Source organism: Herbaspirillum robiniae, assembly GCF_002213415.1.
Classification (GTDB): Bacteria; Pseudomonadota; Gammaproteobacteria; order Burkholderiales; family Burkholderiaceae_D; genus Herbaspirillum; species Herbaspirillum robiniae.
In genome coordinates this window covers 1-20,615 of sequence record NZ_NJGU01000019.1, presented here as the reverse complement: position 1 = coordinate 20,615, position 20,615 = coordinate 1, and the positions used below count along the sequence as shown (strand labels likewise).

At 60.2% G+C, this 20,615-nt stretch carries 36 protein-coding genes; 3 read left to right on the top strand and 33 right to left on the bottom strand.

Annotated features, from left to right (window positions below; genetic code table 11):
• Nucleotides 1–3 precede the first annotated feature (3 nt).
• Both CEJ42_RS23780 and CEJ42_RS23775 read left to right on the top strand, forming a co-directional pair.
• Nucleotides 4–945 (top strand): LysR family transcriptional regulator, encoded by a 942-nt coding sequence (locus CEJ42_RS23780; RefSeq protein WP_088752757.1) that lies wholly within the window; start codon nt 4–6, stop codon nt 943–945.
• A 143-nt stretch (nt 946–1,088) separates the two neighbouring features.
• Nucleotides 1,089–1,337 (top strand): hypothetical protein, encoded by a 249-nt coding sequence (locus CEJ42_RS23775; RefSeq protein ID WP_088752756.1) that lies wholly within the window; start codon nt 1,089–1,091, stop codon nt 1,335–1,337.
• Nucleotides 1,338–1,422: 85 nt separating this feature from the next.
• On the opposite strand, the gene CEJ42_RS23770 is transcribed toward CEJ42_RS23775, so the two are convergent.
• A complete protein-coding gene (locus tag CEJ42_RS23770) occupies nt 1,423–2,061 on the bottom strand; it encodes a peroxiredoxin (RefSeq protein WP_006464905.1) in 639 nt (212 codons plus the stop codon).
• Nucleotides 2,062–2,246: 185 nt separating this feature from the next.
• Here CEJ42_RS23770 and CEJ42_RS23765 point away from each other — a divergent pair, with 185 nt between their 5' ends.
• Nucleotides 2,247–3,410 carry an ABC transporter substrate-binding protein gene (locus tag CEJ42_RS23765; RefSeq protein WP_165774498.1) on the top strand — a complete coding sequence of 388 codons (1,164 nt, stop codon included), beginning with the start codon at nt 2,247–2,249 and terminating at the stop codon, nt 3,408–3,410.
• A 12-nt stretch (nt 3,411–3,422) separates the two neighbouring features.
• Here CEJ42_RS23765 and dsbD read toward each other — a convergent pair whose 3' ends face one another.
• From dsbD to CEJ42_RS23605, 32 genes are all read right to left on the bottom strand, one after another.
• On the bottom strand, nt 3,423–5,240 hold the full coding sequence (gene dsbD, locus CEJ42_RS23760) for a protein-disulfide reductase DsbD (RefSeq protein WP_088752754.1): 1,818 nt from the start codon (nt 5,238–5,240) through the stop codon (nt 3,423–3,425).
• Between the two features lie 24 nt (nt 5,241–5,264).
• Entirely contained in the window at nt 5,265–5,621 is a 357-nt protein-coding gene (cutA, locus tag CEJ42_RS23755) for a divalent-cation tolerance protein CutA (protein ID WP_088752753.1), read from the bottom strand.
• A gap of 241 nt (nt 5,622–5,862) precedes the next feature.
• Nucleotides 5,863–6,258, bottom strand: a complete 396-nt coding sequence (gene rplQ / locus CEJ42_RS23750; protein WP_088752752.1) for a 50S ribosomal protein L17 — start codon at nt 6,256–6,258, stop codon at nt 5,863–5,865.
• A gap of 181 nt (nt 6,259–6,439) precedes the next feature.
• A complete protein-coding gene (locus CEJ42_RS23745) occupies nt 6,440–7,417 on the bottom strand; it encodes a DNA-directed RNA polymerase subunit alpha (RefSeq protein ID WP_079217263.1) in 978 nt (325 codons plus the stop codon).
• A gap of 103 nt (nt 7,418–7,520) precedes the next feature.
• On the bottom strand, nt 7,521–8,144 hold the full coding sequence (rpsD, locus tag CEJ42_RS23740; protein WP_079217264.1) for a 30S ribosomal protein S4: 624 nt from the start codon (nt 8,142–8,144) through the stop codon (nt 7,521–7,523).
• A 173-nt stretch (nt 8,145–8,317) separates the two neighbouring features.
• The gene (rpsK, locus tag CEJ42_RS23735) at nt 8,318–8,722 is read right to left on the bottom strand and encodes a 30S ribosomal protein S11 (protein ID WP_050469922.1); all 405 of its coding nucleotides are present in this window, start codon (nt 8,720–8,722) and stop codon (nt 8,318–8,320) included.
• A gap of 42 nt (nt 8,723–8,764) precedes the next feature.
• Entirely contained in the window at nt 8,765–9,130 is a 366-nt protein-coding gene (gene rpsM / locus CEJ42_RS23730; protein ID WP_079217265.1) for a 30S ribosomal protein S13, read from the bottom strand.
• Between the two features lie 27 nt (nt 9,131–9,157).
• Nucleotides 9,158–9,271, bottom strand: a complete 114-nt coding sequence (gene rpmJ, locus CEJ42_RS23725) for a 50S ribosomal protein L36 (RefSeq protein WP_006464913.1) — start codon at nt 9,269–9,271, stop codon at nt 9,158–9,160.
• A 30-nt stretch (nt 9,272–9,301) separates the two neighbouring features.
• Nucleotides 9,302–9,520 (bottom strand): translation initiation factor IF-1, encoded by a 219-nt coding sequence (gene infA, locus CEJ42_RS23720; protein WP_005663428.1) that lies wholly within the window; start codon nt 9,518–9,520, stop codon nt 9,302–9,304.
• Nucleotides 9,521–9,551: 31 nt separating this feature from the next.
• Nucleotides 9,552–10,883: a preprotein translocase subunit SecY gene (gene secY / locus CEJ42_RS23715; protein ID WP_079217266.1), complete on the bottom strand. Its 1,332-nt coding sequence runs from the start codon at nt 10,881–10,883 to the stop codon at nt 9,552–9,554.
• Between the two features lie 19 nt (nt 10,884–10,902).
• On the bottom strand, nt 10,903–11,337 hold the full coding sequence (gene rplO / locus CEJ42_RS23710) for a 50S ribosomal protein L15 (RefSeq protein WP_079217267.1): 435 nt from the start codon (nt 11,335–11,337) through the stop codon (nt 10,903–10,905).
• Nucleotides 11,338–11,363: 26 nt separating this feature from the next.
• Nucleotides 11,364–11,543 (bottom strand): 50S ribosomal protein L30, encoded by a 180-nt coding sequence (gene rpmD / locus CEJ42_RS23705; protein WP_057289740.1) that lies wholly within the window; start codon nt 11,541–11,543, stop codon nt 11,364–11,366.
• Nucleotides 11,544–11,553: 10 nt separating this feature from the next.
• Nucleotides 11,554–12,072 (bottom strand): 30S ribosomal protein S5, encoded by a 519-nt coding sequence (gene rpsE / locus CEJ42_RS23700; protein WP_079217269.1) that lies wholly within the window; start codon nt 12,070–12,072, stop codon nt 11,554–11,556.
• A gap of 12 nt (nt 12,073–12,084) precedes the next feature.
• Complete coding sequence (rplR, locus tag CEJ42_RS23695) at nt 12,085–12,447, bottom strand: 50S ribosomal protein L18 (RefSeq protein ID WP_079217270.1); 363 nt, start codon at nt 12,445–12,447, stop codon at nt 12,085–12,087.
• 12 nt (nt 12,448–12,459) lie between these two features.
• Nucleotides 12,460–12,993, bottom strand: a complete 534-nt coding sequence (gene rplF / locus CEJ42_RS23690) for a 50S ribosomal protein L6 (protein ID WP_079217271.1) — start codon at nt 12,991–12,993, stop codon at nt 12,460–12,462.
• Nucleotides 12,994–13,003: 10 nt separating this feature from the next.
• Nucleotides 13,004–13,399 (bottom strand): 30S ribosomal protein S8, encoded by a 396-nt coding sequence (gene rpsH, locus CEJ42_RS23685; RefSeq protein ID WP_079217272.1) that lies wholly within the window; start codon nt 13,397–13,399, stop codon nt 13,004–13,006.
• 14 nt (nt 13,400–13,413) lie between these two features.
• Nucleotides 13,414–13,719 (bottom strand): 30S ribosomal protein S14, encoded by a 306-nt coding sequence (rpsN, locus tag CEJ42_RS23680; protein ID WP_079217273.1) that lies wholly within the window; start codon nt 13,717–13,719, stop codon nt 13,414–13,416.
• Nucleotides 13,720–13,726: 7 nt separating this feature from the next.
• Nucleotides 13,727–14,266: a 50S ribosomal protein L5 gene (gene rplE, locus CEJ42_RS23675; protein ID WP_006464922.1), complete on the bottom strand. Its 540-nt coding sequence runs from the start codon at nt 14,264–14,266 to the stop codon at nt 13,727–13,729.
• Nucleotides 14,267–14,271: 5 nt separating this feature from the next.
• On the bottom strand, nt 14,272–14,586 hold the full coding sequence (gene rplX, locus CEJ42_RS23670) for a 50S ribosomal protein L24 (protein WP_079217274.1): 315 nt from the start codon (nt 14,584–14,586) through the stop codon (nt 14,272–14,274).
• Nucleotides 14,587–14,595: 9 nt separating this feature from the next.
• Nucleotides 14,596–14,964 carry a 50S ribosomal protein L14 gene (gene rplN / locus CEJ42_RS23665; RefSeq protein ID WP_006464924.1) on the bottom strand — a complete coding sequence of 123 codons (369 nt, stop codon included), beginning with the start codon at nt 14,962–14,964 and terminating at the stop codon, nt 14,596–14,598.
• Nucleotides 14,965–15,152: 188 nt separating this feature from the next.
• A complete protein-coding gene (gene rpsQ, locus CEJ42_RS23660) occupies nt 15,153–15,425 on the bottom strand; it encodes a 30S ribosomal protein S17 (RefSeq protein WP_079217275.1) in 273 nt (90 codons plus the stop codon).
• Nucleotides 15,422–15,616, bottom strand: a complete 195-nt coding sequence (gene rpmC / locus CEJ42_RS23655; protein ID WP_079217276.1) for a 50S ribosomal protein L29 — start codon at nt 15,614–15,616, stop codon at nt 15,422–15,424. The genes rpsQ and rpmC overlap by 4 nt, the downstream gene beginning before the upstream one ends.
• Before the next feature lie 13 nt (nt 15,617–15,629).
• Nucleotides 15,630–16,049: a 50S ribosomal protein L16 gene (rplP, locus tag CEJ42_RS23650; protein WP_006464927.1), complete on the bottom strand. Its 420-nt coding sequence runs from the start codon at nt 16,047–16,049 to the stop codon at nt 15,630–15,632.
• Between the two features lie 2 nt (nt 16,050–16,051).
• A complete protein-coding gene (gene rpsC / locus CEJ42_RS23645; RefSeq protein WP_079217277.1) occupies nt 16,052–16,879 on the bottom strand; it encodes a 30S ribosomal protein S3 in 828 nt (275 codons plus the stop codon).
• 9 nt (nt 16,880–16,888) lie between these two features.
• Complete coding sequence (gene rplV / locus CEJ42_RS23640; protein WP_175354815.1) at nt 16,889–17,221, bottom strand: 50S ribosomal protein L22; 333 nt, start codon at nt 17,219–17,221, stop codon at nt 16,889–16,891.
• Nucleotides 17,222–17,227: 6 nt separating this feature from the next.
• On the bottom strand, nt 17,228–17,503 hold the full coding sequence (gene rpsS, locus CEJ42_RS23635; RefSeq protein ID WP_007875308.1) for a 30S ribosomal protein S19: 276 nt from the start codon (nt 17,501–17,503) through the stop codon (nt 17,228–17,230).
• A gap of 10 nt (nt 17,504–17,513) precedes the next feature.
• The gene (rplB, locus tag CEJ42_RS23630; protein ID WP_079217278.1) at nt 17,514–18,341 is read right to left on the bottom strand and encodes a 50S ribosomal protein L2; all 828 of its coding nucleotides are present in this window, start codon (nt 18,339–18,341) and stop codon (nt 17,514–17,516) included.
• On the bottom strand, nt 18,341–18,658 hold the full coding sequence (rplW, locus tag CEJ42_RS23625; protein ID WP_006464932.1) for a 50S ribosomal protein L23: 318 nt from the start codon (nt 18,656–18,658) through the stop codon (nt 18,341–18,343). Before rplW ends, rplB begins: the two co-directional genes overlap by 1 nt.
• The gene (gene rplD, locus CEJ42_RS23620) at nt 18,655–19,275 is read right to left on the bottom strand and encodes a 50S ribosomal protein L4 (protein WP_079217279.1); all 621 of its coding nucleotides are present in this window, start codon (nt 19,273–19,275) and stop codon (nt 18,655–18,657) included. Before rplD ends, rplW begins: the two co-directional genes overlap by 4 nt.
• A 3-nt stretch (nt 19,276–19,278) precedes the next feature.
• Nucleotides 19,279–19,935 (bottom strand): 50S ribosomal protein L3, encoded by a 657-nt coding sequence (gene rplC, locus CEJ42_RS23615; RefSeq protein WP_079217280.1) that lies wholly within the window; start codon nt 19,933–19,935, stop codon nt 19,279–19,281.
• Between the two features lie 163 nt (nt 19,936–20,098).
• Nucleotides 20,099–20,416, bottom strand: coding sequence for a 30S ribosomal protein S10 (rpsJ, locus tag CEJ42_RS23610; protein WP_006464935.1), 318 nt, complete (start codon nt 20,414–20,416; stop codon nt 20,099–20,101).
• A 72-nt stretch (nt 20,417–20,488) separates the two neighbouring features.
• The coding region (locus CEJ42_RS23605) for an EF-Tu C-terminal domain-related protein (RefSeq protein ID WP_476729727.1) at nt 20,489–20,615 on the bottom strand (127 nt) is incomplete at its 5' end.

The window sequence follows — 20,615 nt, the reverse complement described above, 5'->3', positions numbered from 1 at the left end:
GCCATGCAAGCCACCCTGCCCTCGCTCGCCTCCATCACTTCCAGGTTGCACCTGCGGCAACTACGCCTGCTGATCGCGCTGTCGGACCACGGCTCGCTGCTGAAGGCGGCCGAGCAGGTGGCGCTGACCCAGCCCGGCGCCAGCAAGGCCTTGCAGGAGATCGAAAGCACCCTGGGCGCGCAGCTGTTCACCCGCACCAACCGTGGGCTGGAGCCGACCGACCTGGGCCATTGCGTGATCCGCTACGCGCGGCTGATCCAGACCGACCTGACCCACCTGCGCGAGGAAATGCTGTCGATCATGCAAGGCAATGGCGGGCGCCTGGCGGTGGGCACCATCATGGGCGCGGTGCCGCTGCTGACCGACGCCCTGACCCGGCTGCTGGAGAAGCGCCCCTCGCTGTCGGTGGAGATCGTGGAAGACACCAGCGCGCGCCTGCTGCGCCTGCTCGACCAGGGCCGGCTGGACATGGCGATCTGCCGCACCAGCATCAGCCAGCGCCCGCATCTCTACGACGCCTTCAACATCCACGACGAGGAGCTGGCGGTGGTGGCCAGCGTGAACCATCCGCTGGCGCATGCCGATGAGCTGCAACTGTCCGACCTGGCCGATTCGCGCTGGGTGGTGTACTCGGCCAACATGCCGATGCGGGTGTCGCTGGAGCGCGAATTCCACGATGCCGACCTGCGCTTCCCGCTGCACCTGATGGAAACCACCTCGGCCTTCACCACGCTCTCGCTGCTGCAGAAGAACCCGCATTTCGTGGCCTTGCTGTCGGTGGACGTGGCGCAGTTCTGCACCCGCTTCGGCATGACCTGCATCCTGCCGCTGCAGCTGCATACGCGCAGCGAACCCTACCAGCTGGTGACGCGCCACGGCACCCAGCTCTCGCCGGTGGCGCGCCTGTTCATCGAAGAGTTCGCCCGGGATCTTGCATCCCAATAATTCGATATGTGTTACGGCAATTGACATGCCACTTGTCACCGCCTTGTACGGCTGACACGATCAGACACGATTGCAGAACATCGTTGTGCACTCAGCGTAGCCGTCCGCTGTCGTCGGCCCGTTTCATCTTCCAGGAGAAGTTGATGTCGAAAAATAGCAATCGTACCGGCCCTCAGATCGTTCGCCTGGCCAGCTCCACCCTGCGCAGCACCCGTGCCTCAGCCGCCGACAAGAGCCTGGCCGCAAGCGCCCTGGCCCAAGCAAGCTCAGTCAAATCCACCGGAAAGGTCATGGAAACCAAGGCCTCATCTGTACTCAAGGACAAAACTGCCAGCAAGACCTCCAAATCGCTGGCGGCGTCGCTGCTGTCGCAGTCCAACCGTATCCCTTGAGCCTTGCCAGCGAAGCTGGGCTGAAACTGCGACAAAGAAAAAGCGCTCCCGGGGGAGCGCTTTTTTCATGGCGGAAAACCGCGGCTTACTTGTTCGGCTGCGGCGTGATGCGCAGGTACGGACGCGGCGACTTGTAGCCCTTCGGATATTTCTGCTTGATCACTTCCTCGTCCTTGACCGACAGCGGGATGATCACGTCGTCGCCGTCCTTCCAGTTGCCCGGGGTGGCCACGGTGTAGCCGTCGGTCAGCTGCAGGGCGTCGATCACGCGCAGCACTTCGTCGAAGTTGCGGCCGGTGCTCATCGGATAGGTGATGATCAGGCGCACCTTCTTCTTCGGGTCGATCACGAACAGCGAACGCACGGTGGCGGTCTCGGACTGGTTCGGATGGATCATGTCGTACAGGCCGGCGACCTTCTTGTCGACGTCGGCCACGATGGGGAAACCGACCACGGTCTGCTGGGTTTCCTCGATGTCCTTGATCCACTGGTTGTGGGCTTCGGCGCCGTCCACCGACAGGGCGATGGCCTTGACGTTGCGCTTGTCGAATTCCGGCTTGAGCTTGGCGGTCAGGCCCAGCTCGGTGGTGCAGACCGGCGTGAAGTCGGCCGGGTGCGAGAACAGCACGACCCAGGAGTCGCCTGCCCAGTCGTGGAATTTGATCTTGCCGATGGAGGATTCTTGTTCAAAATCAGGTGCGGTATCGCCCAGGCGCAGCGTCATGACGGTCTCCTTGTTCGAGGGTGGAAGGAAAGGGAACGCAGACTATAACTTGCGCGACCTTTTCGTCCAACAATTATTAAAGCGTAACCAAATAACGCCATGCCATGAGGCGACACGCCGGGCCGGTTCCATACTCGTGGCGGAGGGTACTGCCCCAGCGCGGGCGCAACGTCGCGAGGTCCATCATGCGCAAACTCTCCGCAGCTCCCTTCGTCCCCATCCTCTTTGCCCTCTCACTTTCTCTTGCGGCAACACCGGCGCCGTCCCATGCGGGCGATGCCGGTACACAAGAGATCCTGCTCGGCCAATCGCTTTCGCTGTCCGGCCGCTGGTCGCGCAATGCGACGCTGTACCGCCAGGGCGCCCTGCTCTATTTCGACGACATCAACGCCGCCGGCGGCATCCACGGCCGCAGGATCCGGCTGCTGACGCTGGACGACCGCAGCAACAGCCAGCTGGTCCGCAGCAACACCGCGCAGCTGATCGCCGCCGGCAAGATCCTGGCGCTGTTCGGCTACTCCGGGACGGCGCCCAGCCTGGCGGCGTTGCCGCTGGCGATGCGGGCCGGCGTTCCCTTCTTTGCGCCGCGCGCCGGCAGCCCGCTGCTGCACAAGCGCGGCGGACGCATGCTGTTCACCGTGCGCGCCGGCCACCGGCGCGAGCTGGATTTTCTCCTGCGCCAGATCGCCGGCATGGGACTGGACCGCGTTGCCTTGCTGCACCCCGACGATGCCCAGGGTTACGCCGATGTCTCGCTGGCGGCGGAACTGCTCTACCTGTACGGCGGCAACCTGGTCGCCGGCGTGCCCTCGGCCGGCCCGTTCGCGGAAACCTTTGAGCTGGAGGAGATCGCCGACGCCCTGCTGCGCAGCGCGCCGAAGGCGATCCTGATCAATGGCGATGTCGTCTCCAGCGCGGCCATCATCCGCACCTTGCGTGCACGGCGGTATGCCGGGGTGATGTATGCCATGTCGCAGGCCGGCGGCAAGGCGCTGGCCGAACAGCTTGGCGAGATGGGAAAAGGCGTCGCAGTGACGCAGACCGTGCCCTTCCCGTGGCGCGGCAGCGCCCGCATCGCCGTGGAGTATCGGGAGGCGGCCAAGGCCGCCGGCGGCTTGCCCAGCTTCGTCGGGCTGGAGGGCTATATCGCGGCCAAGGTTCTGTGCGAGGGATTGCGCCGCAGCGGTCGCCAGCCGACCCGCGAAAAGCTTGTGCAGGCGCTGGAAAGCATCAACGACCGCAACTATGACGTGGGCGGCTTCAGCATCAATTTCTCGGCGTCCAGCCACGACGGCAGCCAGTATGTCGACACCAGCGCCATCTCCCACAGCGGCGCCTTCGTCAACTGAGGGAGGCGGGCTTTACAGGCCGCGCAGGCTTTCCAGGAAGCGGCTTGCCGCCTGGTAGCCGATCACGCGGCGGGAGGCCTGCTCGCGGCCGTCGGCATCGAAGAACATGATGCCCGGCGGCCCGAACAGGTTGAAGCGCTTGAGCATGGCGCGGTCGTCGGCGTTGTTGGCGGTGACGTCGATCTGCAGCAGCAGCATGCGGTCGAGCTGCTGTTTCACCGCCGCGTCGGTAAAGGTGAAACGCTCCATTTCCTTGCAGGACACGCACCAGTCGGCGTAGAAGTCCAGCATGACGGCGCGCCGCTCGCCCCTGGCGTTTTGCGCCAGCGCGGAATCGAGCTCGGCGCTGGAGCGGATGCGCACGAAATCGGTCTGCGCGGCGGCGGCTGCACCCGCGCCCTGTGCCGACAAATGCGATAGGGGCGCCAGCGCGTCGCGCCCGCCGGTGGCCACGCTCACCAGCTGCAACAGGCCCAGCGCGGCGAACACCAGGCCGAAGGCGCGGGCGATCCAGCCGGCCGGTGTCGACCACAGCAAAAATGCGCCGTAGCCGATGCCCAGCGCCGCCCAGCCGGCAAGCTGCAGCCAGGCAGGAATCACCGGCGACACCATCCACAGCGCCGTGCCCAGCATCAGTACGCCGAAGAAGCGTTTGACCGCATCCATCCATGCGCCGGCGCGCGGCAACAGCGCGCCGGCGGAAGCGCCCACCAGCAGCAGGGGCACGCTCATGCCCGCAGCCATGGCGAACAGCGCGCTGCCGCCGAGCACCACGTCGCGCGTCTGGCTGATGTAGAGCAGGGCGCCGGCCAGCGGCGCGGCCACGCAAGGACCGACGATCAGGGCCGAGATCGCGCCCATCGCGAACACGCCGATCCAGGTGCCGCTGCCGCCGCCGGATGCCGTGGACAGGCGCGACTGGATGGCAGCCGGCACCTGCAGCTGATAAAGGTCGAACATCGACAAGGCAAGGCCCGCCATGAGCAAGGCGAACGCCGCCAGCACCCAGGGATTTTGCAGATAGGCCGACAGGCCCTCGCCCAGCATGCCGGCGGCCACGCCCAGCGCGGTGTAGACCAGCGCCATACCGATCGAATACGTCAGCGACAGCAGGAAGCTGCGCGCGCGCGCGCCCTGCCCGGCCGCGGCACCAGCCTTGCCTTGCTGGCCGACGATGATGGACGACAGAATAGGCAGCATGGGCAGCACGCAGGGCGTGAAGGCCAGGCCGATGCCGAGCACGAAGAACAGCGACAGGATGCTCCACAGCTTGCCGCCCTGCAGCACCCGGGCGATGCCGGCGATATCGCCATCGCCGGCAGGCGCACCCGCACCCTCGACGCCGGAGGCGCGCACCACCTGCCCGACCGCTTGCGGGGACAGGACTACTGTAAGGGTCATCGGCGGATAGCACAGGCCCTTGTCGGCGCAGCCCTGCGAGACGGCATTGACGGTGAAGGCGCCGCCGGCGCCCGAGACGGCAACGCGGGCGCTCACGGCCTGGTGGTAGGTCTCGACTTCCTTCTGGAAATTCTCGTCGTACTTGCGCACGCCCGCCGGAAACTGCGGCTCGCCCAGGACCGCGCCGTCGGCGCTGAAATGGAAGCGGTCGCGGTACATGTAGTAGCCGTCGGCGATCTTGTAATTCAGTTCGACGGTGTGCTCGTCGAGCATGCGCGCGCTGAGCTGGAAGGCCTGCTCGGGCGCGAGGTAGTCATCGGCCGCGCGCGCGGCTTGCGTCCACAGCATCAGCGGCAGCAGTACGGCGAACAGCAGCGCCGTCAGGCGCCGGGCGGAAACGATGAGGGAGGTCTTCAGATTGCGGTTCATGCGTCTTGGATGCGATTGTTCGCTTCAGGTTTGCAGCGGCTTGCGGGTTTCTTCGTCCATCCATCGCAGGTAGGCCGGCAGGCCGGCGCTGACGGGGATGGCGACGATTTCGGGCACATCGTAGGGGTGGGCGGCGACGATGGCCTGCTCGACCTCCGGGTAGCGCGCCTGGGTGGTCTTGACCAGCAGCGGCACCTCCACCGCCTGCTCGATGGCGCCCTGCCAGTGATAGACCGACGCCACCGGCGCCAGCACATTCACGCACGCCGCCAGTCCGCCCTCCACCAATGAGCGCGCCAGCGACCGCGCCAACTCTTCATCGGGGACGTTGGTCAGGACCAGCAGCGGCTGGTTCAGGGACTGCAGGGAAGATGATGTCATGCGGCGGCTCCGGCTTCATGCGCCAGGGCTGATGGCGGCCATGGCGTGCGCGTATGGCGCAGACCGTATTCAACCATATCCGCGCCCCGCGCGCCGCCGGACAAGCGCAAGACAAGGCGCATTTGCGTGCGGCATCTGCATCCGCATGCCGGTCGTCGATGCGCGCCGGGCGGCTCGGCATAAACGGCGCAGGATAAAAAAAAGCCAGGCTAGGCCTGGCTTTCTTTTCTTGACGCCCGAATTACTCGGCGGTCGAAACAGCAGCTTCGTCGGTGACTTCCGGACGATCCACCAGTTCGACGAATGCCATCGGCGCGTTGTCGCCTTGACGGAAACCCATCTTCAGGATACGCAGGTAGCCGCCGTTACGGGCAGCGTAGCGCGGGCCCAGTTCGGAGAACAGCTTGCCCACGATTTCGCGATCGCGCAGGCGGTTGAAGGCCAGGCGCTTGTTGGCCAGGGTGTCGGTCTTGCCCAGGGTCAGGATCGGCTCGACGACGCGGCGCAGTTCCTTGGCCTTGGGCAGGGTGGTCTTGATGGCTTCGTGCTTCAGCAGCGAAACGGTCATGTTGCGCAACATGGCCAGACGGTGGGACGAAGTACGATTCAGTTTGCGGAGACCGTGACGGTGACGCATGGTAATTTCCTTTCAGATGACAGTTTTGATCCAGTTCTTCGATCGGACGGGCTTGCAGCCTTGCCTGTCCGCGGACCGGTTATGCGATGTAAGAACTACGTTACTTCAGTACGACTTTGGTGCTGCATTCCTGCCGGTACGGCCGGAAGGGCTTTCGCCCATCCCGGCCATGCCGCCAAAATTACTTCTCCAGGCCGGCGGGCGGCCAGTTTTCCAGCTTCATGCCCAGGGTCAGGCCACGCGAAGCCAGGACTTCCTTAATTTCGTTCAACGACTTGCGACCCAGGTTCGGGGTCTTCAGCAGTTCGTTTTCGCTGCGCTGGATCAGGTCGCCGATGTAGTAGATGTTCTCGGCCTTCAGGCAGTTTGCCGAACGCACGGTCAGTTCCAGGTCGTCGACCGGACGCAGCAGGATCGGATCGACCTGCGGTGCGCGCGACGGTGCTTCCGCGGTCGCTTCGGTGCCTTCCAGGGCGGCGAACACGTTCAGCTGGTCAACCAGCACGCGGGCCGATTGGCGGATCGCTTCTTCCGGGGTGATGACGCCGTTGGTCTCGATGTTCATGACCAGCTTGTCCAGGTCGGTACGCTGTTCCACACGCGCCGATTCGACGGCGTAGGAAACGCGGCGCACGGGCGAGAACGAGGCGTCCAGGATGATGCGGCCGATGGTCTTGTTGGTGTCTTCCGACAGACGACGGACGTTACCCGGCACATAGCCGCGGCCCTTTTCGACCTTGATCTGCATGTCCAGCTTGCCGCCACCGGTCAGGTTGGCGATCACGTGATCCGGATTGATCAGCTCGACGTCGTGCGGCAGATCGATATCGGATGCCAGGACGACGCCTTCGCCTTCCTTCTTCAGGGTCAGCGTGACTTCGTCACGGTTGTGCAGCTTGAAAACCACGCCCTTCAGGTTCAGCAGGATGTCGACCACGTCTTCCTGCACGCCGTCCAGCGAGGAGTACTCGTGCACGACGCCGGCGATGGTGACTTCGGTCGGAGCGTAGCCGGTCATGGTCGACAGCAGGACGCGACGCAGCGCGTTGCCCAGGGTGTGACCGTAACCGCGCTCGAACGGCTCCATCACGACCTTGGCGTGACCGGGAGCCAGTGCTTCCACTTCGATGATGCGGGGCTTCAACAAACTGTTTTGCATGAAATGTCCTTTTCAATACCCTCGGCTCGTTACACCGATAAGGCTGATGGCTTTCGGAAAAATGCCCACCGGGTGGTGGGCACGGGTGATGCTGTACTACGGATTAACGCGAATACAGTTCGACGATCAGCGATTCGTTGACGTCGTTGGCGATTTCGCTGCGGTCCGGAGCCGACTTGAAGGTGCCTTCCAGCTTCTTGGCGTCAACGGCAACCCACGACGGGAAACCGCCCGACTCAGCCAGCGACAGGGCTTCGGCGATACGCACTTGCTTCTTGGCCTTTTCGCGCACGGCAACCACGTCACCGGCCTTGACCAGGTAGGAAGCGATGTTCACGACTTGACCGTTCACGGTCAGGGCCTTGTGGGACACCAGCTGACGCGCTTCAGCGCGGGTCGAGCCGAAGCCCATGCGGTAGACGACGTTGTCCAGGCGGGCTTCCAGCAGCTTCAGCAGGTTTTCGCCGGTGTTGCCCTTGCGGCGGTCGGCTTCAGCGAAGTAGCGGCGGAACTGGCGCTCGAGGACGCCGTACATGCGCTTGACCTTCTGCTTTTCACGCAGCTGGTTGCCGTAGTCGGAGGTGCGGGCGCCCGAGGTGCGGCCGTGCTGACCCGGCTTGGAGTCCAGCTTGCACTTGGAGTCCAGCGAGCGGCGTGCGCTCTTCAGGAACAGGTCGGTGCCTTCGCGGCGGGAGAGTTTTGCTTTCGGTCCGATATAACGTGCCACAGTATTTCCTTTGATTAAATGACGTCCCGTACAGCCGGACGCTAGTCTGACCTGCTTGCAGTCAGACAGTGGTCTTAAGAACAAAACCCGCCAAGGTCGTTGGCGGGTGATTTCCGGCGCTTTGCGGTGGCCTTTCAGGCCAAATCACGCGAAGCGCAAGATTATACTACAGATTAGATGCGACGGCGCTTCGGCGGACGGCAGCCGTTGTGCGGGACCGGGGTCACGTCCTGGATCTGGGTGATCTTGATGCCCAGGTTGTTCAGAGCGCGCACTGCGGATTCACGGCCAGGGCCCGGGCCCTTGATACGCACTTCCAGGTTCTTGATGCCGCATTCGATCGCGACCTTGCCGGCAGTTTCAGCTGCGACCTGGGCTGCGAACGGAGTCGACTTGCGCGAGCCCTTGAAGCCAGCACCACCCGAAGTCGCCCACGACAGAGCGTTGCCCTGACGGTCGGTGATCGTGATGATGGTGTTGTTGAACGAAGCGTGAACGTGCGCGATGCCTTCAGCAACGTTCTTCTTAACTTTCTTACGAACACGCGATGCTGCTGCGTTGTTGGGGGACTTTGCCATAATTTCTTCCTTGAATCCGACCAGTGACTAGCGCTGCCGGGATTATTTCTTCAGCGATTGAGCGGCCTTGCGCGGACCCTTGCGAGTACGGGCGTTGGTGCGGGTACGTTGACCACGAACCGGCAGGCCACGACGGTGACGCAGGCCACGGTAGCAGCCCAGGTCCATCAAACGCTTGATGTTCATGGACAGCTCACGACGCAGGTCGCCTTCGACGACGAACTTGGCGATCTCATCGCGCAGCTTTTCCAGCTCGCTATCGTCCAGGTCCTTGACCTTCTTGTTGGTCGGAACGCCGGTAGCTGCGCAGATGTCTTCCGCGCGCGGACGGCCAATACCATAGATGGCGGTCAGGCCGATCACGGTGTGCTGATGGTTGGGGATGTTGACCCCTGCAATACGTGCCATTCGTTATTCCTCGATCAATAACGTTAATTAACCCTGGCGCTGCTTATGACGAGGTTCGGTGCAGATCACACGAACGACGCCATTGCGCTTGATGATTTTGCAGTTGCGGCAGATCCGCTTGACTGATGCGAGCACTTTCATTGTGGCCCTCTTTCTTTCAATGTTTCACTGTTACTTGGTTCGGAACACGATACGTGCCCGGCTCAAATCGTAAGGCGTCAGTTCCACCGTTACCTTATCGCCTGGCAAGATACGGATGTAATTCATGCGCATCTTGCCGGAAATATGGCCGAGTACAACGTGACCGTTTTCCAACTTAACCCTGAATGTCGCGTTGGGCAGATTTTCAAGAATCTCGCCCTGCATCTGAATAACGTCGTCTTTTGCCATTCCGTGTCGTCTTCCTCTGGGGCAGAATCGCTCAACGCGGGTTCATACCACCCTTGAAATTAGCTTTGCGGAGCAACGATTCATACTGCTGCGACATCACATAGTTCTGCACCTGGGCCATGAAATCCATCGTCACGACCACAATGATCAAGAGCGATGTGCCGCCGAAGTAGAACGGCACCTTCCAGCGCGCGATCAGGAATTCCGGCAACAGACACACCAGCGTGATGTACACGGCGCCGGCCAGGGTCAGGCGCATCAGGATCTTGTCGATATAACGCGCCGTCTGTTCACCCGGACGAATACCCGGAACAAACGCACCACTCTTCTTCAGGTTATCCGCCGTTTCCTTGCTGTTGAACACCAGTGCGGTGTAGAAGAAGCAGAAGAAAACGATGGCTACCGCATACAACAGCGCGTGAATCGGTTCACCCGGCGCCATCGAAGCCGCCAGATCCTTCAGGAAACGAATGAAGGGATTCGACGTGTCGCCCGACGTAAACCAGCTGGTGATCGTCGCCGGGAACAGGATGATCGACGACGCGAAGATCGGCGGAATCACGCCTGCCATGTTCAGCTTCAGCGGCAGGTGGCTGCTTTGACCACCGTAGATCTTGTTGCCGACCTGACGCTTGGCGTAGTTCACCAGGATCTTGCGCTGGCCGCGTTCGATGAACACCACCAGGAAGGTCACCAGCGCCACGATCACGCAGATCAGGATTGCCGACAGTGCGTTCATCGAGCCGGTACGAACCAGTTCGAACAAGCCGCCCAGAGCATTCGGCAGACCTGCAGCGATACCCGCGAAGATGATGATCGAGATACCGTTGCCCAGACCACGTTCGGTGATCTGCTCACCCAGCCACATCAGGAACATCGTGCCGGTGATCAGCGTCACCACCGTCGTCAGACGGAAGGCCAGACCCGGATCCAGCACCAGACCTGCCTGCGATTCCAGCGCCACAGCGATACCCAGCGCCTGGAACGTCGCCAGCACCAGGGTGCCGTAGCGGGTGTACTGGGTAATCTTGCGACGCCCGGCCTCGCCCTCTTTCTTCAACGCCTCCAGCTGCGGAGAAACCACCGACAGCAGCTGCATGATGATCGATGCCGAGATATACGGCATGATCCCCAGTGCGAAGATCGTGAAGCGCGACAGAGCACCACCGGAGAACATGTTGAACATGCCCAGGATGCCGCCCTGATTCTGCTTGAACAGCTGCGCCAATTGCGTCGGATCAATACCCGGAACCGGGATATGTGCACCGATGCGATATACGATCAACGCCCCCAGCAGGAACCACAAACGCCCCCAGGGGAAGCCTTTTGCAGCGCCTTTCGCTAATTGAGGAGTAGTTGCCAATTAATGCTCCGGGACCGGATCACTCAGCGACGGAACCGCCGGCTGCTTCAATAGCAGCCTTGGCACCGGCAGTTGCGATCAGACCCTTGACGGTCACTTTCTTGGTCAGCTCGCCGGCCTTGATGATGCGCACGACACGAGCCAGTTCCGGCACCAGGCCGGCTTGCTTCAGTGCCAGCACGTCGATGTCGGCGACGGGCAGCTTTTCCAGGTCGGACAGGCGCACTTCAGCCTTGTACGGCGTTGCCAGCGACTTGAAACCGCGCTTGGGCAGACGACGTTGCAGGGGCATCTGGCCGCCTTCGAAGCCGACCTTGTGGAAACCGCCCGAACGCGACTTCTGACCCTTGTGACCACGACCTGCGGTCTTGCCCAGGCCAGAGCCGATACCACGACCGACGCGACGCTTAGCGTGCTTGGCGCCGTCTGCGGGTTGGATAGTGTTTAATTGCATGATTCGCTCCGTTCGCAAGCAACCGCTTACGACACAACTTTCACAAGATAGGACACTTTGTTGATCATGCCGCGCACCGACGGGGTGTCTTGCAGTTCCGACACCGAGTTGACGCGACGCAGACCCAGGCCGCGCACGGTGGCGCGGTGATCCTGACGTGTACCGATCAGACCCTTGACCAGCTTGACTTTGATTGTGTTAGCCATCTGAATCACCTTAGCCCAGGATTTCTTCGACCGACTTGCCGCGCTTGGCAGCAACTTCAGCCGGAGTGTTCATCTTCGACAGACCGTTGAGGGTGGCACGGACCATGTTGTAGGGGTTAGTCGAACCAGTCGACTTCGCCACCACGTCGGTCACGCCCATCACTTCAAAGATCGCGCGCATCGGACCGCCGGCGATCACGCCGGTACCATCCTTGGCGGGCGAGATCATGACCGACGAAGCGCCGTGCTTGCCGATGACGGTGTGCTGCACGGTACCGTTCTTCAGCGTGACCTTGATCAGCTTGCGGCGAGCTTCTTCCATCGCCTTCTGCACGGCCACAGGCACTTCCTTCGACTTGCCCTTGCCCATGCCGATGCGGCCATCGCCGTCACCAACCACTGCCAGAGCTGCGAAACCCATGATACGGCCGCCCTTCACCACTTTGGTGACACGGTTGACCGCGATCATTTTTTCGCGCATGCCGTCATCAGGCTTGTCGCTTTGCGTTTTCGATTGCATTTTTGCCATGATCGATATTCCTTAGAACTTCAGGCCGGCTTCACGCGCAGCCTCAGCCAGCGCCTTGACGCGACCGTGATAACGGAAACCCGAGCGGTCGAATGCGACTTCAGTCACACCGGCCTTCAGTGCCTTCTCCGCAACGCGCTTGCCGATCAGGGCGGCAGCGGCGGTGTTGCCGCCCTTGCCGGTTTGACCAGCCAGCTCGGCGCGCACTTCTGCTTCCAGGGTGGAAGCGGAGGCCAGCACGTTTGCATCGGGGCCGATGACGGTAGCGTAGATGTGCGTGTTGGTACGGTGCACAGCCAGGCGAACCGCCTTCAGTTCTGCGATCTTGGCGCGAGTCTGAGTCGCACGGCGCAGGCGAGATTGTTTCTTATCCATCGTCAACCCCTATTACTTCTTCTTGGTTTCTTTGAGCGTCACCACTTCGTCGCTGTAGCGCACGCCCTTGCCCTTATAGGGTTCGGGTTCGCGGTAAGCACGAATTTCTGCGGCGACCTGGCCGACCACCTGGCGATCGATACCCTTGATCAGGATTTCGGTCTGGGTCGGGGTCTCAACCTTGATGCCGGCGGGCATCTGGTGAACGATGGGGTGCGAGAAGCCCAGCGACAGGTTCAGCTTGTCGCCTTGTGCTTGTGCACGGAAACCCACGCCAACCAGGTTCAGCTTCTTTTCGAAGCCCTTGGTGACGCCGTTGACCATGTTGTTGACCAGGGCACGCAGGGTGCCCGACATCGCGTTTGCTTCGCGGCTGTCGTCAGCCACTTCGAAGCTCAGCGAGCCATTGTTGTTTGCAACCTTGACCTTGGAGGTCAGGGGCTGCGTCAACGAGCCCAGCGGGCCCTTGACGGTGATCTGCGCTGCAGTGATGGTCGCTTCCGCGCCAGCCGGCAGTGCAATTGGCATTTTACCTACACGGGACATCTTGCACTCCTTAGGCCACGTAGCAAATCACTTCGCCACCGACACCGGTTGCGCGTGCTTTGCGGTCAGTCATCACGCCGCGCGGGGTGGACACGATCGCCACGCCCAAGCCGTTCATGACGTTCGGGATATCATCCTTGCCCTTGTAGATGCGCAGACCCGGACGGGACACGCGCTCCAGGCGCTCGATGACCGGACGGCCAGCGTAATACTTCAAACCGATTTTCAATTCAGCCTTGCCTTCGGCGGCAACCACGGCGAAATCTTCGATATAGCCCTCGTCCTTCAGGACGTTGGCAATGGCGACCTTCACTTTGGAAGACGGCATGACGACGGTAGTCTTGTTCACGCCTTGCGCATTGCGGATACGGGTCAGCATATCGGCGATAGGATCGCTCATACTCATTGCTTCTTCTCCTATTACCAGCTAGCTTTGGTCAAACCCGGGATTTCGCCGCGCATGGCGATTTCACGGACCTTGATACGGCCCAATCCGAACTTGCGGAAAGTACCACGGGGACGGCCAGTCAGCGCGCAACGGTTGCGCTGGCGGGTCGGAGCAGAGTTACGCGGCAGCGCCTGCAGCTTCAGGCGGGCTTCGTAACGCTCTTCTTCCGACTTCGATTGGTCGTCGATAATAGCCTTCAACTCGGCGCGCTTGGCGGCATACTTCTTCACCATTGCTGCGCGCTTCTGTTCACGGTTAATCAGTGCCAGTTTTGCCATGGCATCCTCAGTTTCTGAACGGGAATTTAAATGCGGCGAGAAGCGCCTTCGCTTCGTCGTCGGTCTTTGCAGTGGTGGTGATGCTGATGTTCATGCCACGCAGTGCATCGATCTTGTCGTACTCGATTTCGGGGAAGATGATCTGCTCTTTCACACCGATGTTGTAGTTGCCGCGACCGTCAAAAGCACGACCCGACACACCACGGAAGTCACGCACGCGCGGCAGGGCCACGGTGATCAGACGATCCAGGAATTCGTACATGCGGGCGCCACGCAGGGTCACCATGCAGCCGATCGGATAGCCTTCACGGATCTTGAAACCCGCGATAGCCTTACGTGCCTTGGTCACCACCGGCTTTTGGCCAGCGATCTTGGTCAGATCGCCAACGGCGTGCTCGATGATCTTCTTGTCCGCAACCGCTTCCGACAGACCCATGTTCAGGGTGATCTTCAGGATGCGCGGAACTTCCATCACCGACTTGTACGAATACTTCGTAGTCAGATCGGCGACGACCTTATCTTTATAAAACTGTTGAAGACGTGCCATGATGTTTAAACCTTAACGACTTCGCCGCTGGACTTGTAAGCGCGGACCTTCTTGCCGTCCACTTCCTTGTAAGCCACGCGATCTGCCTTGCCGGTCGCTGCGTTGAACAACGCAACGTTCGACACATGAATTGGCATCAGCTTATCGACGATGCCGCCAGTTGCACCAGTCATCGGGTTCGGGCGAGTTGCCTTCTTGGCGACGTTCACACCTTCCACGACAACATAATCGGTGCCGACGCGAGCAGTCACGACGCCGCGCTTGCCCTTGTCTTTACCGGTCAACACGATGACTTCATCGTTTTTACGAATCTTTGCCATGACCACTCCTTACAGAACTTCAGGCGCCAGGGAGACGATCTTCATGAAGCGCTCTGTACGCAGCTCACGAGTCACCGGCCCAAAGATACGGGTGCCGATAGGCTCCAGCTTGGCGTTCAGCAGGACGGCTGCATTACCATCGAACTTGACCAGCGAACCATCCTGACGACGCACGCCCTTGGCGGTACGAACGACGACAGCGTTATAAATTTCACCCTTCTTGACGCGACCACGTGGCGCAGCGCTCTTGACCGTAACCTTGATCACGTCGCCAATGCCTGCGTAGCGGCGCTTGGAACCACCCAAGACCTTGATGCACAGCACTTCACGCGCACCGGTGTTGTCGGCTACTTCGAGCCGGCTTTCAGTTTGAATCATGATATTTTCTTTCCCAACTTAATCCGCTTCGCACGATGCGCTGGCGGTCAGTCTTGGTCCTGTTAGCAAGCGAACTCGCTAGTTAGGGGACGAATAGAGCTACTTTTTTTGCCTCTCTTTGCAGGCAGGACGCAGCAAAGAAAGAGCTCGATATTATGGCAGCATAATATCGAGCGTGCAAGAACAACTTACAGAACCTGTGCCACCTGTACAACGCGGGTCACAGTCCAAGCCTTGGTCTTGGAGATCGGACGGGTTTCCTGGATTTCCACCAGGTCGCCGGCCTTTGCCGTATTTTGTTCATCATGCGCGTGGTACTTCTTGGTGCGCTTGATGATCTTGCCGTACAGCGGGTGCTTCATTTGACGCTCGATTTCGACAGTGACGGTCTTATCCATCTTGTCCGACACAACTTTGCCAATCAGCGTGCGCTGGAGCGCTTGTTTCACTTGATCGTTCATTGTTGGCCATCCTTCGAGTTGATCACAGTTTTCACACGTGCGATGTCGCGACGTACCTTCTTCAGCTGTGCGGTATTGTTCAGTTGCTGAGTTGCAATTTGCATACGCAGGCTGAACTGGGCTTTCAACAACTCGCTCAGTTCTTTTTCCAGCGCAGCATTGTCCTTACCGCGGAGTTCAGATGCTTTCATTTTCCGCTCCTAATTATTGACCGACTTGACGAACAACGAAAGTCGTCGCCAGCGGCAATTTGGCAGCAGCCAAACGGAACGCCTCGCGCGCCAGGGTTTCGTCCACACCGTCCATCTCGTACAGTACCTTGCCCGGCTGAATTTCAGCCACGTAGTACTCCGGATTACCCTTACCGTTACCCATACGCACTTCTGCAGGCTTCTGGGAAATTGGCTTGTCCGGGAAAACGCGGATCCAGATACGACCACCGCGCTTGATGTGACGGGTCATCGCACGACGAGCTGCTTCGATCTGACGAGCAGTGATACGGCCACGGCCGACTGCCTTCAGACCAAAATCGCCGAACGAGACAGCGGTACCGCGGGTATGCGAAATACCGGTGTTACGACCTTTTTGTTCTTTACGATATTTTCTACGTGCTGGTTGCAGCATGATTATTCTCCTGCTTTCTCAGCCGACACACCGGCATCGGCAGCTTGAGGACGACCACCGCCGCGCTTGGCGCCAGCGCCGGCACCACCAGGTGCGCCAGTGCGCGAACGCGGACGTGCGCCCGGCTTGCCGTCGTCACGACGCGGACCACGACGCTTCTTGTCGTCTTCCGGTTCACCGACCAGCACCGGAGCTTCGCCGTTTGCCAGGCGATCGCCCTTGTAGACCCACACCTTCACGCCGATGATGCCGTAGGTGGTTTCAGCTTCGCCGAAGCCGTAATCGATATCGGCGCGCAGGGTGTGCAGGGGCACACGGCCTTCACGGTACCATTCGGTACGTGCGATTTCGATGCCGTTCAGACGACCCGACGACATGATCTTGATGCCTTGAGCGCCCAGACGCATTGCGTTCTGCATCGCACGCTTCATGGCGCGACGGAACATGATGCGCTTTTCGAGCTGCTGGCAGATCGAATCGGCGATCAGCTGAGCATCGGCTTCCGGCTTGCGGATTTCTTCGATGTTGACGTGCACGGGCACGCCCATCAGCTTGCCCAGCGCTGCCTTCAGCACTTCGATGTCTTCGCCCTTCTTGCCGATCACAACGCCCGGACGGGAGCTGTAAATGGTGATGCGGGCGTTCTTGGCCGGACGCTCGATCACGACGCGACCCACCGAAGCGTTCTTCAGCTTCTTCTTCAGGTAAGCACGGACCTTCAGGTCCTCGTTGAGCATGTCGGCAAAGTTGTTATTGCCTGCATACCAACGCGAGCCCCAGTTACGTGTAACCGCCAGACGGAAACCGGTTGGATGAATCTTCTGTCCCATCGTGACTCCTTAGTTTCCGACGGTCACGTAGATGTGACACGATTGCTTGGAAATACGATCACCACGGCCCTTCGCACGCGCTGTGAAGCGCTTCAGGACCGCACCCTTTTCCACATAAATGGTCTTGACTTTCAGCTCGTCAATGTCGGCGCCATCGTTGTGCTCGGCGTTCGCGATTGCGGACTCCAGAACCTTTTTGATGATCGCCGCGCCCTTCTTGGGGCTGAAGGCCAAGATATTCAGTGCCTGATCAACTTTTTTACCGCGGATCAGGTCTGCAACCAGGCGACCCTTTTGGGCCGACAGGTGCACACCGCGCAGGTTAGCTTTAGTTTCCATCATAGGACCTTATTTCTTAGCCTTCTTATCGGCAGCGTGACCCTTGAACGTACGGGTCAGCGCGAATTCGCCGAGCTTGTGACCAACCATGTTTTCCGACACATAGACCGGCACGTGCTGCTTGCCGTTATGCACCGCGATCGTCAGGCCGATGAAGTCCGGCATGATCGTCGAACGACGCGACCAGGTCTTGATGGGCTTCTTGTCCTTGGTTGCCTGAGCAGCCTCAACCTTTTTTACCAGGTGGGCGTCGCAGAAAGGACCTTTTTTCAATGAACGTGTCATGTTTTATCCTTTATTTCTTACCGCGACGCGAGACAATCATCGAAGTCGTACGCTTGTTGCTACGAGTCTTCTTGCCCTTGGTCTGCTGGCCCCACGGCGACACCGGGTGACGGCCTGCCGCAGTCTTACCTTCACCACCACCGTGCGGGTGGTCGACCGGGTTCATGACCACGCCACGAACGGTCGGGCGCACACCACGCCAGCGCATTGCACCGGCCTTGCCGATCTTGCGCAGGTTGTGCTCGCCGTTGCCGACTTCGCCGATGGTTGCACGGCATTCGATGTGAATGCGGCGCACTTCGCCGGAGCGCAGACGAACCTGGGCGTAGGTGCCTTCACGTGCCATCAGCACCACAGCGGCGCCGGCGGTACGTGCGATCTGGGCACCCTTGCCCGGCAGCATTTCCACGCAGTGGATGGTGGTACCCACCGGGATGTTGCGGATCGGCAGGGTGTTGCCCGACTTGATCGGTGCTTCAGCGCCGCTGATCAGCGAATCACCCACGGTCAGACCCTTGGGAGCGATGATGTACTTGCGCTCGCCGTCCGCGTAGCACAGCAGTGCGATGTGCGCGGTACGGTTCGGGTCGTATTCGATACGCTCAACCTTGGCGGGAATGCCATCCTTGTTGCGACGGAAGTCGACAACGCGGTAGTGATGCTTGTGACCACCGCCGATGTGGCGGGTGGTGATGTGGCCGTTATTGTTACGGCCGGCGGTCTTGGACTTCTTTTCGACCAGAGCTGCCAGTGGACGGCCCTTGTACAGGTCGGCATTGACGACCTTGACCATGCCGCGCCGACCGGGCGAGGTCGGCTTCACTTTTACGAGTGCCATTATTTAGCCTCCTCGGTGAAGTTGATTTCTTGACCCGGCTTCAGGCTGACGAATGCACGGCGGGTGTGGTTGCGGCGGCCCATACCGTTGCGCGAGCGCTTCTGCTTGCCCTGACGGTTGGCGACTTGCACCGATTCCACTTCCACCTTGAACAGCAGTTCGACGGCGGCCTTGACTTCCAGCTTGGTTGCATCCTTGGCGACCAGGAAGACGACTTGCTCGTTCTTCTCAGCCACGAAGGTTGCCTTTTCGGAGATGACCGGTGCCAGCAGCACCTTCATCAGGCGCTCTTCGCTATGTTTCACGATTGCGTTCATGCCAGCAACTCCTCAATCTTTGCCAGTGCGGGCTTGGTGATCAAGACGTTCTTGAAGTACACCAGCGACACGGGATCAGCTTGACGCGGCTCAACCACCAGCACGCCCGGCAGATTGCGCGAGGCGAGCAGCAGGTTTTCGTCCAGGCTGTCGGTAATAACCAGCACCGAATCCAGACCCATGCCCTTCAGCTTCTGGGCCAGCAGCTTGGTCTTCGGAGCCTCAACGGCGAATTCTTCCACGACCGACAGGCGGCCTTCACGTGCCAACTGGGACAGAATCGAGCAGACACCTGCGCGATACATCTTCTTGTTGACCTTGTGGGTGAAGTTTTCGTCAGGCGAGTTCGGGAAGATACGACCACCACCGCGCCACAGAGGCGACGAGGACATACCGGCGCGAGCGCGGCCAGTACCCTTTTGACGCCACGGCTTCTTCGTGGTGTGGCTGACTTCTTCACGGTCTTTTTGCTTGCGGTTGCCGCTGCGAGCGTTTGCTTGATAGGCAACCACGACCTGGTGGATCAGGGCTTCGTTGTAGTCACGACCGAAAATGGTATCCGGTGCGGCGACGTTCGAAGCAGCTTGACCTTGGTCATTCAGGAGCTTCAGTTCCATTGATTAGGCTCCCTTCTTCGCTTTGACTTTGACTGCCGGCGAGACAATCACTTGACCGTTCTTGGCACCAGGAACAGCACCCTTGACCATCAGCAGGGAACGCTCAGCGTCGACGCGAGCGATTTCCAGATTCTGAACGGTGGTGGTGACGTCACCCAGGTGACCGGTCATGCGCTTGCCCGGGAACACGCGACCCGGATCCTGCGCCATACCGATGGAGCCAGGAACGTTGTGGGAACGGGAGTTACCGTGGGTCGCACGACCCGACGAGAAGTTGTAACGCTTGATGGTACCGGCGTAGCCCTTACCGATCGACACGCCTTGCACGTCGACCTTCTGGCCGGCTTCAAACAGGGCGATACCGACGGCGTCGCCTGCCTTGAACTCGGCAGCCTTGGCGGCGTCAACACGGAATTCTTTGAGAACGGTACCAGCTTCAACGCCAGCTTTGGCGTAGTGGCCGGCAGCGGCTTTGGTCACGCGGGAAGCGCGACGTTGACCGAAGGTCACCTGAACAGCGGAATAACCATCCACTTCAGGCGTTTTGATTTGTGTCACGCGGTTGTTGGACACGTCCAGCACGGTCACAGGGATCGAATCCCCATCTTCCGTGAAGATGCGCATCATACCAACCTTGCGACCAACAAGGCCCAGGCTCATTGTTTTCTCCATTCCCGCCTGCGATTGGGCGGGGCTGATGTTCGTACTACCAATAATTGCGGGCCTTGCAGACGCAAAACCCACATCGAAGCCGAGCATTATAGCCCGGAAAAAAAAAGCGCACAACCAGTGGTTGTGCGCTTTTCCAACACATTGCCTGCTTTTATTGCAGCTTGATTTCTACGTCAACGCCAGCGGGCAGGTCCAGCTTCATCAATGCGTCAACCGTCTTGTCGGTCGGATCGACGATATCCATCAGGCGCTGATGGGTACGGATTTCGAACTGGTCGCGCGAAGTCTTGTTGACGTGCGGCGAACGCAGGACGTCAAAACGCTGGATGCGGGTCGGCAGGGGAACCGGGCCCTTGACGACAGCGCCGGTACGCTTGGCGGTGTCGACGATTTCCAGTGCAGACTGGTCGATCAGACGATAGTCGAATGCTTTCAGACGGATACGGATTTTTTGGCTAGGAACCGACATGATTTTCCTTTAAAGAACGAACCGGGGATGGGGATCACCCCCGGCGATGGTAAAAAATGCTGCTTGTTACGATTACTCGAAGATCTTGGCAACGACGCCGGCGCCGACGGTACGACCGCCTTCACGGATAGCGAAACGCAGGCCTTCTTCCATCGCGATCGGGTTGATCAGCTTGACGGTGATCGACACGTTGTCGCCC

Bases quoted from the DNA above. Each gene is read 5' to 3' on its own strand.
- CEJ42_RS23745 (WP_079217263.1), bottom strand. From the start codon at position 7,417: ATGCAAAACAGTTTGTTGAAGCCCCGCATCATCGAAGTGGAAGCACTG.
- dsbD (WP_088752754.1), bottom strand. From the start codon at position 5,240: ATGAACCGCAATCTGAAGACCTCCCTCATCGTTTCCGCCCGGCGCCTG.
- rpsE (WP_079217269.1), bottom strand. From the start codon at position 12,072: ATGGCAAAAATGCAATCGAAAACGCAAAGCGACAAGCCTGATGACGGC.
- rplN (WP_006464924.1), bottom strand. From the start codon at position 14,964: ATGATTCAAACTGAAAGCCGGCTCGAAGTAGCCGACAACACCGGTGCG.
- rplF (WP_079217271.1), bottom strand. From the start codon at position 12,993: ATGTCCCGTGTAGGTAAAATGCCAATTGCACTGCCGGCTGGCGCGGAA.
- rplP (WP_006464927.1), bottom strand. From the start codon at position 16,049: ATGCTGCAACCAGCACGTAGAAAATATCGTAAAGAACAAAAAGGTCGT.
- rplR (WP_079217270.1), bottom strand. From the start codon at position 12,447: ATGGATAAGAAACAATCTCGCCTGCGCCGTGCGACTCAGACTCGCGCC.
- CEJ42_RS23770 (WP_006464905.1), bottom strand. From the start codon at position 2,061: ATGACGCTGCGCCTGGGCGATACCGCACCTGATTTTGAACAAGAATCC.
- rplV (WP_175354815.1), bottom strand. From the start codon at position 17,221: ATGATGGAAACTAAAGCTAACCTGCGCGGTGTGCACCTGTCGGCCCAA.
- rpsC (WP_079217277.1), bottom strand. From the start codon at position 16,879: ATGGGACAGAAGATTCATCCAACCGGTTTCCGTCTGGCGGTTACACGT.
- rplO (WP_079217267.1), bottom strand. From the start codon at position 11,337: ATGCAATTAAACACTATCCAACCCGCAGACGGCGCCAAGCACGCTAAG.
- rpsS (WP_007875308.1), bottom strand. From the start codon at position 17,503: ATGACACGTTCATTGAAAAAAGGTCCTTTCTGCGACGCCCACCTGGTA.
- rpsQ (WP_079217275.1), bottom strand. From the start codon at position 15,425: ATGAACGATCAAGTGAAACAAGCGCTCCAGCGCACGCTGATTGGCAAA.
- rpsK (WP_050469922.1), bottom strand. From the start codon at position 8,722: ATGGCAAAGTCCCCCAACAACGCAGCAGCATCGCGTGTTCGTAAGAAA.
- rpmC (WP_079217276.1), bottom strand. From the start codon at position 15,616: ATGAAAGCATCTGAACTCCGCGGTAAGGACAATGCTGCGCTGGAAAAA.
- rplX (WP_079217274.1), bottom strand. From the start codon at position 14,586: ATGGCAAAGATTCGTAAAAACGATGAAGTCATCGTGTTGACCGGTAAA.
- rplC (WP_079217280.1), bottom strand. From the start codon at position 19,935: ATGAGCCTGGGCCTTGTTGGTCGCAAGGTTGGTATGATGCGCATCTTC.
- rpsN (WP_079217273.1), bottom strand. From the start codon at position 13,719: ATGGCAAAACTGGCACTGATTAACCGTGAACAGAAGCGCGCAGCAATG.
- rpmD (WP_057289740.1), bottom strand. From the start codon at position 11,543: ATGGCTAACACAATCAAAGTCAAGCTGGTCAAGGGTCTGATCGGTACA.
- cutA (WP_088752753.1), bottom strand. From the start codon at position 5,621: ATGACATCATCTTCCCTGCAGTCCCTGAACCAGCCGCTGCTGGTCCTG.
- rplW (WP_006464932.1), bottom strand. From the start codon at position 18,658: ATGAACGCAATCGTGAAACATAGCGAAGAGCGCCTGATGAAGGTGCTG.
- rplB (WP_079217278.1), bottom strand. From the start codon at position 18,341: ATGGCACTCGTAAAAGTGAAGCCGACCTCGCCCGGTCGGCGCGGCATG.
- rplE (WP_006464922.1), bottom strand. From the start codon at position 14,266: ATGGCACGTCTTCAACAGTTTTATAAAGATAAGGTCGTCGCCGATCTG.
- CEJ42_RS23765 (WP_165774498.1), top strand. From the start codon at position 2,247: ATGCGCAAACTCTCCGCAGCTCCCTTCGTCCCCATCCTCTTTGCCCTC.
- rpmJ (WP_006464913.1), bottom strand. From the start codon at position 9,271: ATGAAAGTGCTCGCATCAGTCAAGCGGATCTGCCGCAACTGCAAAATC.
- rplQ (WP_088752752.1), bottom strand. From the start codon at position 6,258: ATGCGTCACCGTCACGGTCTCCGCAAACTGAATCGTACTTCGTCCCAC.
- CEJ42_RS23775 (WP_088752756.1), top strand. From the start codon at position 1,089: ATGTCGAAAAATAGCAATCGTACCGGCCCTCAGATCGTTCGCCTGGCC.
- rpsJ (WP_006464935.1), bottom strand. From the start codon at position 20,416: ATGTCGGTTCCTAGCCAAAAAATCCGTATCCGTCTGAAAGCATTCGAC.
- rplD (WP_079217279.1), bottom strand. From the start codon at position 19,275: ATGGAACTGAAGCTCCTGAATGACCAAGGTCAAGCTGCTTCGAACGTC.
- infA (WP_005663428.1), bottom strand. From the start codon at position 9,520: ATGGCAAAAGACGACGTTATTCAGATGCAGGGCGAGATTCTTGAAAAT.
- CEJ42_RS23780 (WP_088752757.1), top strand. From the start codon at position 4: ATGCAAGCCACCCTGCCCTCGCTCGCCTCCATCACTTCCAGGTTGCAC.
- rpsM (WP_079217265.1), bottom strand. From the start codon at position 9,130: ATGGCACGTATTGCAGGGGTCAACATCCCCAACCATCAGCACACCGTG.
- rpsH (WP_079217272.1), bottom strand. From the start codon at position 13,399: ATGAGTATGAGCGATCCTATCGCCGATATGCTGACCCGTATCCGCAAT.